Here is an 18,309-nt window from a genome sequence, read left to right as displayed (position 1 = left end):
TCCTGTCACCCTGTGGGAGCGAATTCACTCGCGAAAGGCTTTCAGACGACACAGTGTTGTCGTCTGTATTGACGCATCGCGAATGAATTCGCTCCCACAAGCTTTGCATCCCTCCCGCCAAGTCCCGTTTGTCCGTCTCACAATAACGCCGACAGCCTCACGTCCGCCGCCAACACCCGGTGCAATTGCCCGTTCGCGGCAAAGATCGGCACCGACACCGTCACGCAGAACGCATCCGTTGCCGAAGATCGGTACACCGGCGTGATGTGGCTGGTGAGCTGTTCTGCCACTTCCCTGAACCACGGACGCTGAGACCAGTTGCGGCCCTTGCAGCTGGGTGACGCGCTGTCTTTTTCCAGCCCGATGTTCTCGCTGACCTGCGTGCCATTGCGGTCCACCATGTAAAACAACTCGAAACGCTGATCGCGTTGCAATGTCTCGAACATGAAGCGCTCGGCTGCCTGCACGTCGCCGTGCATCGCCGCCTCACTGCCCAGACGCTCGACGCTGGCCTGTATTGCCTTGTGCATCTGCAGGCGGAAACCGCCCAGTCCATTCAACAGGTGATCGCCACTGGTGCGCACCGCATCACTGTGGGTCAACACCTGACCTGCGTTACCGAGAAGCTCCGCCGCTACTCCGGCGATGTTCTGGACATCGCGGTTGATGGCGTGCACGGCGATGCCGATATGCTCGGTGCCGGATGCAATATGACCCACCCGCTGATCCAGTTGATCCATGGCCGCCTGCGTGCTCAGCAGGTCCTCGCCCATACGGGTCATGCCTTGCCGCCCATCGGCCACGGCGGCGTGCATGGTCTTGCCGGCAGCCCCCAACTGGTCCATGTCGGCACGGAAGCGTTCGATGATCTGGCTGACGCGGGCGGTAGACTCGGTGGTGTGCCCGGCCAGTCGTCTGACCTCATCGGCAACCACCGCAAAACCGCGCCCGTGCTCCCCTGCCCGCGCGGCTTCGATTGCCGCGTTCAGCGCCAGCAGGTTGGTCTGCTGCGAGATGCTGGCGATCACACCGAGCACCTGGCTGACCTCCTCGAGCTGACCGAATAACTGCCCGATCACCGACTCCAGCTTCTGTTCGCTCGCGCCGATGGCGTCAACCTGATCAAGTACCTGTTCACCCGTCTGCTGACATTGGCGCAAGGTGAGCGTCACTTCGCTGGACAGTTTGGCCACCTGTGCCGCGCCAGGAACCAGCTCGGTGTCGAGCGAGGTGCTGACCTGTTCGCTGGCGCTGGCGATCAGTTCCGAAGCCTGGGCGAGCATCTGTCCGCTCTGCTCGGTGGCCCGGGCGATGCGCGCCAGCTCCGGCGCGTGGGCGGCGATGTCCACGGACGCCGCCAGACTCTCGGCCAGACGCTCGTGCAACGTCTTGCTGAAGCCGTTCAAACGCGCATTCAGCGGCGAATGTTCGGAAAGCTGCACCGTCAGGTCCAGGTCATCGAACAACAGGTTCAGGGCATCATCGTCATGGGCCCGGCGTTTGTTGGCGCGCAGTGAAAACATTCGGCATCTCCCTCCGTGTAGGGTGGGAACACTGCAAGCAGAGTGCCATCAATGCGCTTCGTGAGTCTGCGCTGCCGCATCCAAAATCCGCCCGAAAAAATGCCCGAATTGCGACGTTACGCGCGCGCGGCAGGCGCTTATTGGTGCACGGCATCGCAAACGGCGCCGACCTGTGCATGTACACTGCTGCGCGCCTTTGTACGCTAGAACGTCTTGAACGCTTATGGAGCCCGTCCCTGTGGAACTACGCCAACTGCGCTACTTCGTGAAGATTGCCGAACTCGGCAGCCTGGGTCGCGCCGCGCTGGAACTCGACGTCGGCGTCTCGGCGCTGAGCCAGCAGATCGCAAAGCTGGAAAGCGAACTCAGCACCCGTCTGCTTAATCGCACCACCACCGGCGTGACGGCCACCAGCGCAGGCCTGGCGTTTCTGCATCACGCGCAGTTGACCTTGCGCCAGGCCGACAATGCCATTCTGGCGGCGCATCGCGGGCGCATGAGCGGGTATGTCAGCGTCGGTCTGCCGCCCACCACTGCCACTGTGCTGGCACTGCCGCTGATCAACGCCATGCGTGCGCGCTACCCGGACATTCAGTTGCACCTGGTGGAAATGCTTTCCGGGCACCTCGCTGCTCAGCTCAATGCACGGCAGATCGACCTGGCGATCCTGTTTCAGCTCGAAGGCGGAAAACGCTGGAGCGTCACCCCGCTGCTCGACGAAAAACTGTTTGTCATCGCCTCGCCGTCGCTGCCCGATTCCCCTACCGGCGCCAGCGTTCATCTGGCTGAGCTCGGGCACCTGCCGCTGGTGGCCCCGAGTGCGCAACATGGCTTGCGCTCGACCTTGATGACAGCGTTCGAGCGTGCCGGTGTCGTCCCGAACATCATCATGGAAATCGACGGCCTGGCCGTGTTGATGAACGCCGTACGTGCCGGACATGCAGCGACCATTCAGCCCGGCGCGGCGGCGGCGCTCAAGGGTGAATCGGGGCTGTCGCTGGTCCAGATCGCCGACGAGCATGTGGGACGACGCAATCTGTTGGCGACCCTGACCGACGACGAACTCTCACCGGCGGCGCTGGCCACCCGTGTGGTCATCACCGACGTCGCCCGGCAACTGGTCAGCCAGCAACAATGGCCGGGCGCGAGCTGGATCGGAGAAGGCTGATAATGCCCGATGGCCAACAAACAAGCTCCAACAGGTTCGATGCCTGGCCATGTTTCGCCATTGCCGGCATACCTGTGGGAGACGTCCGAGGTTACGAGGGCAGCGAATGCGATGGATCAGGTACATCAACGGTGAATGACAACCCGCATTCGCCAGCAAGCTGGCTCCCAAAGGTCGGAACTCTGCGCATCTATTTGTGCAACAGCTCGCTTCGCTCAAGCCTGAAGCTTGGACACTGATGAGTGGGCCGACGCCGTTCCTGTGGGAGACGTCCGAGGTTACGAGGGCAGCGAATGCGATGGATCAGGTACATCAACGGTGAATGACAATCCACATTCGCCAGCAAGCTGGCTCCCACCCTCAGCGCGGTGCCCTGCTCAAGAAAACGCTCGGCGTAATCAAGAGGTTGGGTCATGCTCGACCCTTTACTAAAACTAAACACCCCCACGGCGAATCCGGTCTTTCGAGGCCGCCCCGCTTTTCCCTACTGTGCCTCCATCGCTTGCAGCGCCTGAGTCTGACTGCCAGCGTTCGAGGAGACACAATGATCGATGTTCTAGTCATAGGGGGCGGCAACGCAGCGTTGTGCGCTGCGTTGATGGCGCGCGAGGCCGGTGCGAGCGTGATGCTGCTGGAGGCCTCGCCCAAGGTCTGGCGGGGCGGTAACTCGCAGCACACGCGCAACCTGCGCTGCATGCACGATGCCCCGCAAGACGTGCTGGCGGACGCTTACCCCGAAGAAGAATACTGGCAGGACCTGCTCAAAGTGACAGAAGGCCTGACCAACGAAAAGCTCGCCCGCCTGGCCATTCGCGCGTCGTCATCGTGCCGCGACTGGATGCGTTCCCACGGCGTGCACTTCCAGCCACCGCTGTCCGGTGCCCTGCATGTGGCGCGTACCAATGCGTTTTTCATGGGCGGCGGCAAAGCACTGGTCAACGCCTATTTCCGCAGCGCCGAACGCATGGGCGTAAAAATCCGCTACAACGCCCAGGTCAGCGATATCGAACTCAAGGACGGCGTGTTTGTCGCTGCGCATCTCGCCGAACGTGAAGTCGACGGGCTGCGCCTGCCAGCCGAACGCATCGAAGCGCGCACGTGTGTACTCGCAGCCGGCGGCTTTGAATCCAACCGGGAGTGGCTGCGCGAAGCCTGGGGCCAGAATGAGCGCGGTGAATGGCCGTCCGATAATTTCCTGATCCGAGGGACACGCTTCAATACCGGCGTACTGCTGCGCCGCATGATCGATCTGGGCGCCGACATCATCGGCGACCCGACCCAGGCGCACATGGTCGCCATCGACGCCCGCGCGCCGCTGTACGACGGTGGCATCTGCACCCGCATCGACTGCGTATCACTGGGCGTGGTGGTCAACCGCGACGGCGAACGCTTTTATGACGAAGGCGAGGACTTCTGGCCCAAACGCTACGCCATCTGGGGCCGACTGGTGGCCGGACAACCGGGACAGCAGGCGTATTCGATCATCGATCAGCAGGCCATCGGCCGCTTCATGCCGCCCGTATTTCCCGGCACTCAGGCACAGTCGCTGGCAGAACTCGCAGGCAAATTGGGTCTGCCCGAAGCCGCATTCGTCGACACGGTCGAGCGCTACAACCGCGCCTGCCAGGTCGGCACGTTCGACCACACGGCACTGGACAATTGCCACACCGAGGGCCTGACTCCGGCCAAAACACATTGGGCCCGCCCGCTGAGCAAACCGCCTTTCTACGCCTACCCGCTCAAACCCGGTGTGACCTTCACCTATCTGGGGCTGGCAACCGATGAAACGGCCGCCGTGCACTTCAAGGGCAAGGCAAGCCCCAACCTTTTCGTCGCCGGAGAAATGATGGCCGGCAACGTACTGGGCAAGGGCTACACCGCCGGCATCGGCATGGCCATCGGCACTGCCTTTGGGCGAATAGCCGGCACCCAAGCCGCTGCCTCCGCGGGTTTTGCCTCTTCTCCAGTGAATACGGAATCGCACCATGCAGCTGTTTGATCCTTCGACACCGGGCCAGTTGATCCCGGTACTGAACCTGGAAGAAAGCGAAGTGCAGCGGCAGATGACCATCTGCAACGCCTGCCGGTATTGCGAGGGGTTTTGCGCGGTGTTCCCGGCGATGACCCGACGTCTGGAATTCGCCCAGGCGGACATTCATTATCTGGCCAACCTGTGCCACAACTGTGGCGCCTGCCTGAGCGCATGCCAATACGCCGCGCCCCATGAGTTCGCGGTCAACGTGCCGAAGGCCATGGCGAAGGTGCGACTGGAGACCTACGCCGAATACGCCTGGCCCAAACCGTTGGGCAAACTCTATCACCGCAACGGTTTGACCCTCGCCCTGGCGACGGGTGCGGGGCTGGCGCTGTTCCTGTGCCTGGCGCTGCTGGTCATGGGCAACCTGTTCACCGCGATGCCCGGCGGAAACTTCTACGGCATTTTCCCGCACAACACACTGGCGCTGATGTTCGGTGCAGTGTTCGGCTTTGCAGTGCTGGCGCTCGGTATTGGCGTGCGCCGGTTCTGGCGCGAGGTCACCCCCGGGGAAGCCTCAGGGGCCATCAAAACGTCGGCCGCGCTGGAAGCCACGGCCAACGTCGCGCAGCTGAAGTACCTGGACGGCGGCCACGGCCAAGGCTGCAACAACGAGGACGACCGCTTCACCCTGTGGCGGCGGCGTTTCCACCATCTGACCTTTTACGGCTTCATGCTGTGCTTTGCCGCGACCGGCGTCGCCACGCTCTACCACTTCTTGATGAACTGGCACGCGCCCTACCCGGTTCTCAGCCTGCCGGTGTTGCTCGGCATTGCGGGCGGCATCGGTCTGTTGATCGGCCCCGCCGGTTTGCTGTGGCTGAACCTGCGGCGCAATCCCGCGCAGGGCGACGCGCATCAGAAACCCATGGACCGCGGATTCATCGCCCTGCTGCTGGCCTTGAGCATCAGTGGCCTGGCCTTGCTGGCGTTTCGCGAAACGGCCGCGCTTGGCCTGCTGTTGGCCCTGCACCTGGGGTTCGTCATGGCGTTCTTTCTGACGATGCCTTACAGCAAATTCGCTCACGGCATTTTCCGCAGCGCAGCGCTGCTCAAGTTTTCCATCGAAAAACGCCAACCCAACCCGATCAACGCCGGCAGCGATTGATCCCGAGTCCTGCCAAACCGACCTTTCATTCCAATAACAATATCGAGCGCACCGAAGCCATGACGAATACCACACCTCCAACGCCCCAACCGCGAGCGGCGAAATTCGCCGCCATCGTTCGGGTCACCAGCGGCAACTTTCTCGAACAGTTCGATTTCTTCCTGTTCGGCTTCTACGCCACGTACATCGCCCAGACCTTTTTCCCGGCGACCAGCGAATTCGCCTCGCTGATGATGACCTTCGCCGTGTTCGGTTCGGGTTTCCTCATGCGACCGCTCGGCGCAATCATCCTGGGCGCTTACATTGACAGGGTCGGTCGTCGCAAGGGGCTGATCGTGACGCTCTCGATCATGGCCTGCGGCACCGTGCTGATTGCATTGGTGCCTGGCTACGCCAGCATCGGTCTGGCGGCGCCCTTTCTGGTCTTGCTGGGGCGTCTGTTGCAGGGATTCTCGGCAGGGGCCGAGCTGGGCGGAGTGTCGGTGTACCTGGCGGAAATCGCCACGCCGGGCCGTACCGGCTTCTACACCAGTTGGCAGTCGGCGAGTCAACAGATCGCGATCATCCTCGCAGCGGCGTTGGGCTACGGCATCAATACCTGGCTGGACGCCACCCAGATCGCTGCGTGGGGCTGGCGCGTGCCGTTCTTCATCGGCTGCGTGATCATCCCGTTCATCTTCGTGATTCGTCGTTCACTTCAGGAAACCGAGGCGTTCAAGGCCCGCACGCATCACCCAGGCGCCCGTGAGGTGTTCCGCTCGATGCGCGACAACTGGCGCACAGTGCTCGCCGGCGGACTGCTGGCGTCAATGACCACGACGACGTTTTACCTGATCACCGTTTACACCCCGACGTTCGGCAAATCCGTGCTGCACCTGAGCACCACTGACAGCCTGATCGTGACGCTGTTCGTGGGGCTCACCAACTTCATCTGGTTGCCGATCGGTGGCGCGATTTCCGACCGTATCGGCCGCCGCCCTTTGCTCTTGGGCATCTCGCTGCTGTGCATCTTCACCGCGTACCCGGCCATGCATTGGCTGGCGGCAGCGGCCAGCTTCGAACGCTTGCTGGTGGTTCTGCTGTATTTCTCGTTCTTCTTCGGGATGTACAACGGTGCGATGGTGGCGGCGCTGACCGAAGTCATGCCGCAGAACGTGCGAGTAGTAGGCTTTTCACTGGCATTCAGTCTGGCCACGGCGATTTTCGGCGGCTTCACACCGGCCATGTCGACGTTCCTGGTACAAACCACTGGCGACAAGGCTTCCCCGGCTTACTGGCTGATGTTCGCTGCAGTCTGCGGTCTATCGGCAACACTGGTGTTGTACCGTCGTCAGAAAGCCTGGGTGGCCAAGTCCGCCTGATCGTCGCACGGCGCGTCAGCGGCAACGCGCTCCAGCCGTTGCCGCTGGCCGCCACAGACACTTCGCTCGCGCTGCGAGGGCTAGCGCGTCAGCAGCTTGGAGTAAGTGTTCAGATCGATGTTGCCGCCGCTGATGATCACACCGACCCGCTGCCCCTTCAGTTCGCTCGCCATGGCGCGCGCGGCTGCAAATCCCAGGCAGCCGGTGGGCTCAACCACCATTTTCATGCGCTCGGCGAAGAAACGCATGGCCTCGACCAATTGCGCGTCGCTGGCGGTGAGAATGTCGTCGACATCGCGCTTGATGATGCCGAAGGTGTAATTGCCCAGGTACTGGGTTTGCGCGCCATCGGCGATGGTTTTCGGCGTGTCGATCTTGACGATGCTCCCGCTGCGCAGCGATTGCTGACCGTCGTTCCCGGCTTCGGGCTCGACCCCGTATAACCTGCAATCGGGTGCCAGCGCGCGCGTCGCCAACGCCGACCCGCTGAGCAACCCACCGCCCCCCAGACAAACGAACAGCGTGTCCAGTGCGCCGACCTCTTCGAACAGTTCTTTCGCTGCCGTACCCTGCCCGGCAAGGATGTCCGGGTGATCGTAAGGCGGGATCAAGGTCAGGCCATGCTCCTGAGCGAGTTGCCGCCCGATCGCCTCGCGATCTTCGGTGTAGCGGTCGTAGACCACGACCGTCGCGCCATACTCCTTCGTCGCGGCGACCTTGGCAGCCGGTGCATCGTGGGGCATGACGATGGTGGCCGGAATGCCTAACAGTTGAGCCGACAGTGCGATGCCTTGCGCATGGTTGCCGGAGGAAAATGCGACCACGCCGTGCCTGCGTTGCGTGGCGTCGAACTTCGATAACGCGTTGAAAGCGCCACGAAACTTGAAGGCGCCCATCCGCTGATAGTTTTCACACTTGAAGAACACCTCGGCGCCCAGCTCGCGGTTCGCCGTGCGCGAGGTCAGGACCGGCGTCCTGTGGGCGTGGCCTTCAATGCGTCTGGCGGCAGCGACTACGTCGTCATAGCTGGGTAGTACGGGGGTCGAAATGGCGAGGGTATCCATATTCATCCTCAAAGGTAGGGTTAAGTCAGCAGGCAGGTGCACCGGTTACTGTGTATCGAGTTCGCCCTGACACGCAATCTTCCGCGCCTGTTGATTTTCCCCAGACAGCTTTCCGTGCCTTTAAGAGCCCCGATTTCACTGACTTTGTAGTCACGAATCGACCTTTGTGTATTGAAACTACAAAATATGTAGCGAGCGAAAATATTCACTACAAAATGGTTGACGAAGCTTTTTCGTAACGGCATAGTTCAAGCGTCTCCCCGATCGGGAGAGCTGGCAAAAGTATTCCGGGCCCGTTCGACGTAGCCGTCGAACATCCTCTGGATGTGTGCTGCCCACAAGGCAGATTGACGAAGCTGAACCGGCATGATCGACCCATAGGCCGAGCGCTGGCGAAACGTCCTCATGACACTTGTGGTCGACCACGCATCGTCGCCAGTGTCCTCATGACGCCCGCTGATTCTCTCCTCTGGATCGACTCATTCCGTAGCAGCCTCTTCTCTCCACTACATCCATAACGCCCGGCACCGGCTCTGTGTACCGACGGACCTTGTTTGTCAGCGATGGAAAGGACTGCGGATCGATGGACGATTCGCCATTACGTTTGAACTAACCAGATAGATTAACGAATAGGCACAAAGGGGTATCCGATCATGAATCTGAACAATCAACCTACTATTGATCAACTGGCTCGACTGTTCGCGGCGCAGAAGGACTCCCTCGATAGCCATATTCTCTGGGTCTGTGAGAAAGGTGATGTGCATATGGACGGCCTGGGTGCGTGCACCGAGGAGCAACAGTTCGACGAACAACACCCGCACATGCGTGCGCGATTGAAGATGTACCGCAAGGGCCAGGGCTACGTCGGCAAGAAGGCTGCCGCCGACAAGCAGTTCCTTGGTCAGGTACTCGACACCCTGAGCAGTGAATGGGGCAGCGCGCAGAAGGAGCCTGGGTTGCGCGTTATCGACAAGCTCTGCTGATGAGTCACCGTGCGCCGGGGATCATTCGTATGACCGAATGATCCCCGGCGTATTGATGAGAGGTGACCACTACAGCTGAACGGGATTCACCAGCGCCGTCAGCACATGATCTGCCCACTCACCATTGATCTTCAGGTAGGAACGGGCAAAGCCTTCCCGCTGGAACCCCAGTCCTGACAGCACCCGTGCACTGCGTTCGTTTTCGGGCCGATAGTTGGCCATGATCCGATGCAACTGCAGGTCCTCGAACACGTAGGCAATGGCGTTGCGCAGCGCCTCCGTCATCAGCCCCCTGCCCTGTGCATGCTCAGCCAGTGAATAGCCCAGATGACAGGCCTGGAAAACGCCGAGGACGATGTTGCTGAAGTTGCACTCTCCGATTAACTCGCCACTGTCCCGCTCACAGATCAACAGGTGCAGGCCGCGTCCGGCGAGCCGTTCGTGCTCAATGAAACTGATGCGACGAATGATGTTCTCGATCGCGTAAAAACCCGGAGGACGCGTTGGCTGCCACGGCTGCAAATGCTTGCGGTTGCTGATGTTGTAGGCCTGGATCTGCGCTGCATCACCGCCCAGGGCCGGGCGCAGGACAAGACGTTCTGTGACCAGGCGAATCAGTTGGGGCTCGGCGATGATCTCCATCCATCAGGTCTCCTAAAGGCTACAACCGAGGGCAGCGAGGCCCGACTCAGAACGCCAGTTTGTAGCCGATGGCAATCAGCATCACGGCCAGGCACGGACGCAGGATGGCGTCTGGAATTCGGCCCGTGAGATGGCTGCCCATATAGATGCCCGGCAGCGACCCCATCAACAGAAAGCCCAGCATCGACCAGTTCATGTTGCCCATGCTGGCGTGACCGAGCCCGGCAATCAGGGTCAGGGGAACGGCGTGGGCAATCTCGGTGCCGACCAGTCGACGTGTGTCGAGGAAAGGATAGAGGATGAACAACGCGACGGTGCCCAGCGCGCCCGCGCCGATGGAGGTCAACGCGACCATGACACCCAGCACCACGCCCGTCACCACGGTCAAGGTATTGAGACTCTTGTCGCTCAGGCGATAGTGATCACCGGCATGACGGTGGGCGAAGACGAGCAAGCGCTTTTTGAAGAAGATGGCCAGCGCGGTCAGCAGCAGCACAAAACCGAGCGCCTGTTTGATCACCGAGTTCATTGCCTCAGGCGCGGTGTGCAGGCTGCTGAGGAACCACAGGGTCAGCCCCGCAGCCGGGACACTGCCAAGCGTGAGCCAACCGGTGATGCCCCAGTCGATGTTGTCGTTCTTTTTGTGCACCAGAACGCCACCGCTCTTGGTGATGGCGGCGTACAGCAGATCGGTGCCCACGGCCGTGGCCGGATTGATTCCGAACCACAGCAGGATCGGGGTCATCAGCGAGCCGCCTCCGACACCTGTCATGCCGACAATGAACCCGACCAGCAAACCTGCAACGACGAAACCTATATTGCCAAAATCCATTGTCATGCCTAACGAATGCGCAACTGCGAAAAAAAGCTGGCGCGCAGGATAGCGACCTTTCTTATAAAGACAGTAGACCGAAACGATCTATCGTTATAACCAATCGCTCTTACACAAACAACAGGACATGAACGTGTGAAGATCAGGGCTCGCCTTCCCAATAATCCAGGCGGGTTTGCGGACGATGCACCGCCGTGAATGCCCGGGCCCCGTTAATCGTTACCATCGCCTGATATTTGCCGGAATCGGGATACTCGCAGACTTCGGGCGTTTCTCGGGTGCTGATGGAGAGGTACTTGAGCGGCGCGCTCGAGGTATTGATGAGCTGGTGCGGGTATTCGGGGCCAGGAGGAATGAAGATCACGTCGCCGCTTTTAATCGGCAGCATCTGCCCGGCGACCCGCAGCGTGCCCTGGCCTTCGACGACCACGAACATCTCCTCTTGCGCGTAATGAAAGTGGTAAGGGCATGAACGCTTGCCGGGAGGAACGATGTCCACCGACGCCCCCAGCTTCTGCGCCGCCGTGCCCGTACCCAGGCGCGCCGACTGACTTTGATAAAGCGGCTCGCGCCGCTCGTCCTGCAAGGGCACGTCGTTGAAGTTGCGAATCAGGCGCGAGGCCAGCGGGCTTTCGGCATCGGTCATGGCAAGCTCCACTCAGCGCACAGCAACGATGAACAAACGCGGGAACGGCAACAGCACGGTGCCGTCGTCCAGCGCTGGGTAGGCCTGACTGATCGCCATCAGGTACGCGTCGAGAAAGGCCTTTTGCTCGCGCTCATCCAGCTTTTGCAGATAGGGCCTCAGCGCGGAGCCCTTGAACCACTCGACCACAGCGGCATGGCCGCCCGCCAACGGGTGATGATAGGTCGTACGCCAGACATCGACATCCGCGCAGTGCGGTTGCAGCAGCTCGAAGTAATAGGCCGCTGGATGCCGGTCAGGGTGTTTGACCGAGGCAATCTTGTCCGCCCACGGGCCGTTCGCGGCGATCTCGCGCGCCAGTCGGTGTGCCGGCTCATCAAGGTTGTCCGGGGTTTGCACGGCCAGGCTACCGCCCGGATTCAGCCGGCTGACCAGACGCGGGTACAGTTGCGCATGGTCAGGCACCCACTGCAAGGAGGCGTTGGCGAGGATAACGTCGTACGCCTGCGGCGGGTTCCAGCGACCAATGTCAGCCAGCTCGAAGCTCAGGTTTGGCAATCGCTGACGGGCGTCCTTGAGCATGTCGTCGGAGCTGTCCATGCCGGTAATCTGCGCGCCGGTGAAACGCTCAGCGAGCACCTCGGTGGAGTTGCCCGGGCCGCAGCCCAGATCGATCGCCGTCTTCACGTCCCGGGTCGGGATCGCTGCCACCAGATCGCGGACCGGACGGGTGCGCTGCTGCTCGAACATCGAATACTGCTTCGCTGACCAACTCATCAGGCGTTTCCTTTTGTGGTGAAAGGCATGCCGCGAAGGTTAAAGCCTGCGTTGGCGGAGCACAAATGAAGAGCGGCGCGTCAAATTGAGCGACGCCACGCAACCTCAGGCACGCCCGACCCCTTCGAACGCCACATCGACCATCAGTGCCGGATCCAGGCTGCGAATACGCTGCTCGATGTGGTAGGCCCCGGCTTCCGCGTAACGCAAATAGACGCGGCCGCAGTCCACGCACTCACAGACTTTGCAGCGGTTGTAGGGAAAGAATTGCGGAGCGATGGGCGCCTTTTCGGACCAATAAGAGGTCCCGCCCGGGTGGTATTCATTCAGGGTCAGGTCTTCTTCCTCGGCGGCGATCAAGGAGCCGATTTCACGCAACTGCCTCTCCTTGATCGAGACCGGCAGCCCTTCCCATCCCGCGAAGGATTTGGCCAGGCAGGCACAGGGTTGAGTCACGGCACTGGAACGACGAGCGACTTGCAGCAGGTGTGCATAGGTAAGAGGTGTGAACATGGGCAGCAGACTCTTGGCAGGTGAGGTCTTTTGGCGTGGGTGCATTGTGCAGCGCAACCCTGCTCCTGCCTACCGCAAACCGGTGTCTTGCTGCCCCTCGTTCACAGCGGCACCCGACGGGTCAGATGACCGCCGGAAATCGGGTACGACACATACAAACCGGACTCGACCTGCGCTCGGGAAGACTGCGCGAGATGGCGGACCCTGTTCGCTGCATTGAGCAGTTGCTGTCGATCCAGCTCGCCGTTTTCCACGGCATCAACGATTGCCTGGGCAATGCCGTCCAGACCCGACTCGCTCGACACCAGCAACAGGTGCGCGCCCGCTTTCAAGGCGGTCACGGCGGTTTCGGTGATGCTGTTGTCACGCAGAATCGACACTGCATCCAGGTCATCGGAAATGATCAGGCCGTCGAATGCGAGCGTGTCACGCAACAGGCCAATGACTCTCTGCGAGGTGCTTGCCGATTGCGACGGATCCAGCGCCGGAAACACCGCCGGTCCAGGCATGACGGCCTGAACGCCCGCCGCAATCACCTGACGGAACACATCCAGGCCATCCTCCAGCGCGTCAACCGGACCGGGCACGGTTGCGCGCGCCACTGCTGGGTCGTGCTCGGTCTGGTAATGACCGGGGAAATGCTTGGCGGTTGCAATGACACCGGCCCGCTGCACGCCGCGAATGAACGCACAGGCAATACGCGAGACCTCGGCCGGGTCTGGCCCCAGGTTACGATGGTGCAACCACGGATTGACGCCCGTCACCACATCGACAATCGGCGCCAGGAACAGATTCACACCCATGACCCGCGCCGAACTGGCCATCTCGTAGCTGCGCGCTTCAATCACATCGGCACTCATGCCTTTCAGCGCATCGGCCGACGGCATGCCAGGCACCAGCCGGTGCAGGCGCTGGATGCCGCCCAGCTCCTGGTCCACTGCCACCAGCACCGGCGAGTCCGCGCAGGCAGCAGCCTGTTCGGCGATGCCCATGAAGTGCGCATGAGTCTCGGAGCGACGCCGCTCGAAACTCATGTTGCGCGCCAGGTACTCATCGCGGGTCTCACCCAGCAGGATCGACACCCCGCCCCGGCTTAGATAACGGCGCACGGTGTCGTCCAGTTCCAGTCCGGAAAACGCTGGCAGGAGGACTGAATAGGCGGCGCGTTGCAGTTGGTTTGACATTTATTCACCCAGTGCTCGATTGCTCGTTTACGCTCACTTTATCCGCTAAACGAGCAATGTCAACGAGCAGTGCGCGATGAACGCTTAAAACCGAACAACAACGAGCAGACCGGCAACGGCCCTCCAGGCAAACAGCTCATTGCATATGATGCCCCTCATGACCTGCGTGCCCGGCATGCAGGTCATCCCCTGCCATGTGAGTCACCGGCTGCTGACGGTCCGTCTCCTCCTCCAGGTACCGCACGACCTCGGCGATGTCATTGTCGGCCATCCGCAGGTTGGGCATCGCCACCTTGTTGTAGGCCTCGTACAAACTCATGGCCAGCGGATCCTTCTCGGCCAGCATCACGTCCGGTTCCTTGAGCCAGCGCCCCAGCCACAAGCCGTCGCGTTGACGGGTCACACCGAGCAGATCGGGTCCGACGCCCCGCAAGCCGGTTGCTTCCTCCCCTTCATGCCCCAAGGTGTGACAGGCGCTGCAACGGGTACGAAAGATCTGTTCACCCAGGCTCGGCGCACGCACGTCAGGCGCATTCGCGTAGCTGTCCAGATGTTCGCTGGCAACTTTCCAGTTCTGCAGACTGTTGCCCAGTTGATCCGCCAGGATGTAGGGGTTCTCGAACGGCGAGGCCTTCATCCAGCGCCCGGTCGTCTGGTTGCCGACGATCAAGCTGAGGTTATGGTCCGTGGTCCTGCCGTTGTCGACGCCTTCGATGAACAACCCCAGTTTGCGGCGCAGTTCCACAATGTCGTCCTTGTTGCCGGTCAGAAACTGCCAGCCCGGCGCCACCTTGAACTTGGCGGCGTACTGCTTGAGCACCGCTGGCGTGTCGGTTTCGGGATCGATACTGATCGAGTAGAAAAACACGTCCTTGCCGACCCGGTCGCCCAATAGCCTCTGTACCTGGCGCAGCCTCGCGGTCTCCAGCGGACAGGAGTCGGTGCACGACGTGAAGATGAAGTTGATCACCACCACCTTGCCCTTGATCAGGTCGTCGTAGAAATGCACCGGCTGTTCGTCCTGATTGATCAATGCCGTGTTGGGAAAGAAGTCTTGCCCCCACGGTGTGGCCGAAGGTGTTTCACCGGCCACACCGGGAAGACTGCCCCAGACCATGGCGATCATCGATACGGTCACTGCAATGGCCGCGCTGCGAAGCATCTGGAACATGACGTCACCCTCCCCGACCCCTCGGATCGCTATTTGCCTTTACCGGAACCCGATCCGCCGGAGCCCGATCCGCCAGAGCCCGACCCACCCGAGCCGCCACCTCCCGACGTTGAACCACCCGAGTTGCTGGGCGTGGTCACCGCTGCCGCCAGCTTGACCGTAGGACCGCTGCCATCACCGTCGTGGTAGGTAGGCAACGCCGCGGAAGCGACATACCCCACGCCATCCCAAGTGGGCAGCGGCGTTGGCATCAGCTGGAATTGACCGGGGTGTTCGATGTCCCAACGCAGCAGCATCGAGTTGTCTTCATGCTGGGTGTTGTGGCAATGCTCCATGTAGGTCCCGGCGAATTCGCGGAAATGGATTGCCATCTCGACGTTGTCGCCACTGTCGGTACCGATGCGGTAGACGTCTTTGCGCGCCCATTTTTCCCACTCAGGTGGCGCCTTGCCGCCGCGACTCAGGACGATCCCCTCTTCGAAGTGCACATGCACCGGGTGAGTCCAACCGTTGCCGCCGTTCTGGATTTTCCAGACTTCCAGCGTACCGGTGCCTTGATAACCCGCCGGTTCTGGGCCGTTGGCCAGGTGCATACCGGCAGACAGTCTGCGTGGGTCCATGTTGAATCCCAGACCGCCATCGGTCTTGATGGTCCATGGCACCGAATCCGTGCCGTCGGAACGACCGAAGATAAAGGTGCGATGGCGTGCCTGGCCCAACAGCGCGATGTCAGCGGCGTTGTCGCGGTGCAGGGTCAGCGGAATCATCGTCTTGCCTTCAGGCTTGCCCGGTTTGGCCGGCTCGTACGCCACCGGATCCATACTCAGGTCCTGCCCGGTATAAGGCTTGACGTTGATCTGCATGAACTTGCCCACCACCGGATCACCCTTGTCCCACTGCGGCCCCTTGCTGCCTTGCTTGATGACGGCCAGGTATTTCTCGGACAACACGTCTGCCAGCGGCACTTCGCCTTTCGGTCCTTTGCCGGTTTCGTGTTCCATGACGTTGACGAAGTACAGCTTGTCACCCGCCTTGATGCCGTTTTTCGAGAAGTTGATGATGATGTCGTAGCGTTCGGCGATGCCTTGGGTCGGCAGAATGCCGAAGTTGTTTTTCAGGTCGCCGTCACCGTCCAGGTCCATGGTGCCGTCAAAGGGCACGGTGTGTTCCATGATGTTGCCGTCGTTGGCGATCATGTGGAAAGGCACACGGGCGTAGGACACGCCAGAGTCTTTCGGACCAGGAAACTCACCGCCGTTGCCTTTGATTTCCCGCACCACGGCGATCTTCACGTAACGCGAAACCGAGCCGTTGAGGATGCGAAAACGGTAGCTGCGGGCGCGCACGTCCAGGTAAGGCTTGTAGCCCCAGTTCACGACCATTTCATCGCCGAGGAAGCCATCGGTGTTGAACGGGTTGAACCACAGTTGCCCGGCCTGATCCCACGCTTTGTCGGCGACCGTCAGGTTGACGTCGTAATCGCGGTTACCCCACGCCAGGGTCGAGCCACTGGGGAAACGCAGGTTGACGCCGTCGTCGATGGCTTCGTTACCGCGGTCCAGGGCGCTGTAGTAGTTCATCATCGCCGCGTTGCCCTTGTAGACGTTCTGGGCGGTGAAATCCATCATGTGGTCGTGGAACCAGTGGGTGCTCATGGTTTCGCGCCAGTCACCCCGGATTTTGATCGTGCCGTGATCACAGGTCTTCAGGCCCGGTGAATCGTCGTTGACCCACAGGGTTTCACCTGGCGCGCAAGGAAACGCTGCGCGAGGGTCCTTGGCGTTGGTGTTAATGGTGTCGTAACCCGCCAATTGCATCGGCCAGCGATAGTCGTAGTACTGCCCCGGAAAGAAGAACGCGTTGGCGTACCCGTCACTTTCAGCCGGGTTGTGGCCATTGTGTTCGTGGGTGGAAATGGTGTGCAGACCGAATCCTTTATTGGCCGACGGATCGATCGGCAAGCCGTTGTAGTGACGCATCAACACAGGCTGGCCGTAACGCACCATCAGCAGTTTGGGCGGCAGCGTGCCGTCGAACGTCCACACCGAGTTGTGCTCCTGAATCGGCATCAACGGGTGAATACGCACGCCGATGCCACTGGCGGTACCGCCGTGGTTGGTGCTGCCATCCGGGTAGTAATTCAACCCGCCAGGTCCCCACTCCCCGCCCTTGTAATCGTGCAACTGCAGGTGATCCCGAAACCCACTGTTGGAATGAGCGCCGGTTTGCACGGTCTTGTAGGCGATCTGCGGGTAGAACTCATTCCAGCGCTGATGTGACCAGCCTTTTCCTGGCGGACGCCCTTCGGCGGGCGCGTCCACGCGACGGTTCAGGAAATCCTGAATCTGTGCCTGCCACGGGTTGCGGTCCAGCGAGTTGGCAAACTGCGTCGGGAACGGCGTCAGACCCGGTTGCGCGAGAAACGCTGCCAGTGCGTCAGGCGAAGGACCGCTGCGAGCGACGTTGGTAGGATCCTGCGCGGGGCCTGGGCCGAGGGTCGGCACCGGGAACGGGATCAGCGACGGCGAGGCGGTCGGGTCGAGTTTGGTCGGGCCAAACTCTTCGAACAGCAACACCGGCTGGGTGAAGGGCTGTGCGCCGAACAACGGGCTCGGCTTGCCATTGGTGGGAAAGTTGAAGCTGGTTTGCGCCGATGGCGGCAAGACGTTTTCGATCCTCGTGGTGGCACGCGTGCCTTTTACATCGTTCGGCAGATCGATAGCGCCTTCATTGGCTTCCGGCAGTGTCAGCAGATTATTCAGTGCAGCGGCCGGATCGGCGGGAGGGTCGTAGTAGGCCGAGGGGTCGGTGGGAGGCGGCTGATCTTCGTTGTCGATCGGCCCGGCCTGGACACCGGTCAGACCCATGGTCAGGGCCATCAATACCGCGGACGATCCGCGCAAAAGCTGAAACCCGTGGATGGGGGGAAACTTTAAACGCGCAGGTTGTTTCATGTGATTCACCTTCAACTCATGCACAGGGGCATTTGTGTTTCATCCGACTGCCCTGGTTAAGCGCTGCGCATCGACGGCTTGTTGCGGCCCGTCGCACGGAGAAGCGCCTGCAGGTAGTGGGTGAAGGGGCAAATCCCTTGCCAGAGTTGAAGCACGACGTGATAAAGGCAAAACGATGGCAAGCCGACGCAGCTACGGCGCGGTTTTCACCGAAAAAAGTCGTAACGATTTAAGAATGGGAGTTGGCATGGTCGTTGTTCGCTGCGGGGACAAGGCCCCGCAGACATGGGGAAATTCACAAGATGTTGGGGACTCGACTGGGTCATGACCGGCCCGGGAAGCCGACAC

15 protein-coding genes and 1 pseudogene are annotated in these 18,309 nt (G+C 61.0%); 5 read left to right on the top strand and 11 right to left on the bottom strand.

Annotated features, from left to right (window positions below; all coding sequences use genetic code 11):
- Window positions 1-137: 137 nt before the first annotated feature.
- Together ABDX87_RS29360 and ABDX87_RS29355 are read right to left on the bottom strand one after the other, a co-directional pair.
- Window positions 138-401, bottom strand: a complete 264-nt coding sequence (locus tag ABDX87_RS29360; protein ID WP_431061284.1) for a PDC sensor domain-containing protein — start codon at window positions 399-401, stop codon at window positions 138-140.
- Between the two features lie 294 nt (window positions 402-695).
- Window positions 696-1,283, bottom strand: a pseudogene (locus tag ABDX87_RS29355) (methyl-accepting chemotaxis protein); the annotation flags it as partial.
- Window positions 1,284-1,761: 478 nt separating this feature from the next.
- Here ABDX87_RS29355 and ABDX87_RS26665 point away from each other — a divergent pair.
- The 4 genes from ABDX87_RS26665 (at window position 1,762) to ABDX87_RS26650 (ending at window position 7,195) form a co-directional block, all read left to right on the top strand.
- The gene (locus tag ABDX87_RS26665; RefSeq protein WP_346830584.1) at window positions 1,762-2,691 is read left to right on the top strand and encodes a LysR family transcriptional regulator; all 930 of its coding nucleotides are present in this window, start codon (window positions 1,762-1,764) and stop codon (window positions 2,689-2,691) included.
- Between the two features lie 544 nt (window positions 2,692-3,235).
- Window positions 3,236-4,690, top strand: coding sequence for an FAD-dependent tricarballylate dehydrogenase TcuA (gene tcuA / locus ABDX87_RS26660; RefSeq protein ID WP_346830583.1), 1,455 nt, complete (start codon window positions 3,236-3,238; stop codon window positions 4,688-4,690).
- Window positions 4,677-5,834 (top strand): tricarballylate utilization 4Fe-4S protein TcuB, encoded by a 1,158-nt coding sequence (tcuB, locus tag ABDX87_RS26655; RefSeq protein WP_346830582.1) that lies wholly within the window; start codon window positions 4,677-4,679, stop codon window positions 5,832-5,834. Before tcuA ends, tcuB begins: the two co-directional genes overlap by 14 nt.
- 59 nt (window positions 5,835-5,893) lie before the next feature.
- Window positions 5,894-7,195, top strand: coding sequence for an MFS transporter (locus ABDX87_RS26650; protein WP_346830581.1), 1,302 nt, complete (start codon window positions 5,894-5,896; stop codon window positions 7,193-7,195).
- Between the two features lie 80 nt (window positions 7,196-7,275).
- On the opposite strand, the gene ABDX87_RS26645 is transcribed toward ABDX87_RS26650, so the two are convergent.
- Entirely contained in the window at window positions 7,276-8,259 is a 984-nt protein-coding gene (locus ABDX87_RS26645; protein WP_346830580.1) for a threo-3-hydroxy-L-aspartate ammonia-lyase, read from the bottom strand.
- A 653-nt stretch (window positions 8,260-8,912) separates the two neighbouring features.
- On the opposite strand from ABDX87_RS26645, the gene ABDX87_RS26640 reads away from it, so the two are divergent.
- Window positions 8,913-9,242: a hypothetical protein gene (locus ABDX87_RS26640; protein WP_346830579.1), complete on the top strand. Its 330-nt coding sequence runs from the start codon at window positions 8,913-8,915 to the stop codon at window positions 9,240-9,242.
- 69 nt (window positions 9,243-9,311) lie between these two features.
- Here ABDX87_RS26640 and ABDX87_RS26635 read toward each other — a convergent pair whose 3' ends face one another.
- The 8 genes from ABDX87_RS26635 to ABDX87_RS26600 all read right to left on the bottom strand — a co-directional run bounded on the left by ABDX87_RS26635 (window position 9,312) and on the right by ABDX87_RS26600 (window position 17,886).
- Window positions 9,312-9,884, bottom strand: coding sequence for a GNAT family N-acetyltransferase (locus tag ABDX87_RS26635; protein ID WP_346830578.1), 573 nt, complete (start codon window positions 9,882-9,884; stop codon window positions 9,312-9,314).
- A gap of 46 nt (window positions 9,885-9,930) precedes the next feature.
- Entirely contained in the window at window positions 9,931-10,716 is a 786-nt protein-coding gene (locus ABDX87_RS26630) for a sulfite exporter TauE/SafE family protein (RefSeq protein ID WP_346830577.1), read from the bottom strand.
- Window positions 10,717-10,858: 142 nt separating this feature from the next.
- A complete protein-coding gene (locus tag ABDX87_RS26625) occupies window positions 10,859-11,362 on the bottom strand; it encodes a cupin domain-containing protein (protein WP_346830576.1) in 504 nt (167 codons plus the stop codon).
- Window positions 11,363-11,374: 12 nt separating this feature from the next.
- Window positions 11,375-12,139 carry a trans-aconitate 2-methyltransferase gene (tam, locus tag ABDX87_RS26620; RefSeq protein ID WP_346830575.1) on the bottom strand — a complete coding sequence of 255 codons (765 nt, stop codon included), beginning with the start codon at window positions 12,137-12,139 and terminating at the stop codon, window positions 11,375-11,377.
- A 105-nt stretch (window positions 12,140-12,244) separates the two neighbouring features.
- On the bottom strand, window positions 12,245-12,652 hold the full coding sequence (locus ABDX87_RS26615) for a hypothetical protein (protein ID WP_346830574.1): 408 nt from the start codon (window positions 12,650-12,652) through the stop codon (window positions 12,245-12,247).
- Between the two features lie 101 nt (window positions 12,653-12,753).
- Window positions 12,754-13,836: a glycoside hydrolase family 3 N-terminal domain-containing protein gene (locus ABDX87_RS26610; protein ID WP_346830573.1), complete on the bottom strand. Its 1,083-nt coding sequence runs from the start codon at window positions 13,834-13,836 to the stop codon at window positions 12,754-12,756.
- A gap of 136 nt (window positions 13,837-13,972) precedes the next feature.
- A complete protein-coding gene (locus ABDX87_RS26605; protein ID WP_431061283.1) occupies window positions 13,973-14,998 on the bottom strand; it encodes an SCO family protein in 1,026 nt (341 codons plus the stop codon).
- 38 nt (window positions 14,999-15,036) lie between these two features.
- Window positions 15,037-17,886, bottom strand: coding sequence for a multicopper oxidase domain-containing protein (locus ABDX87_RS26600; RefSeq protein ID WP_346833624.1), 2,850 nt, complete (start codon window positions 17,884-17,886; stop codon window positions 15,037-15,039).
- Window positions 17,887-18,309 lie beyond the last annotated feature (423 nt).

Origin of the sequence: Pseudomonas abietaniphila (assembly GCF_039697315.1) — a bacterium.
Lineage (GTDB): Bacteria > Pseudomonadota > Gammaproteobacteria > Pseudomonadales > Pseudomonadaceae > Aquipseudomonas > Aquipseudomonas abietaniphila_B.
This window is presented reverse-complemented; position numbering and strand designations above follow the sequence as displayed.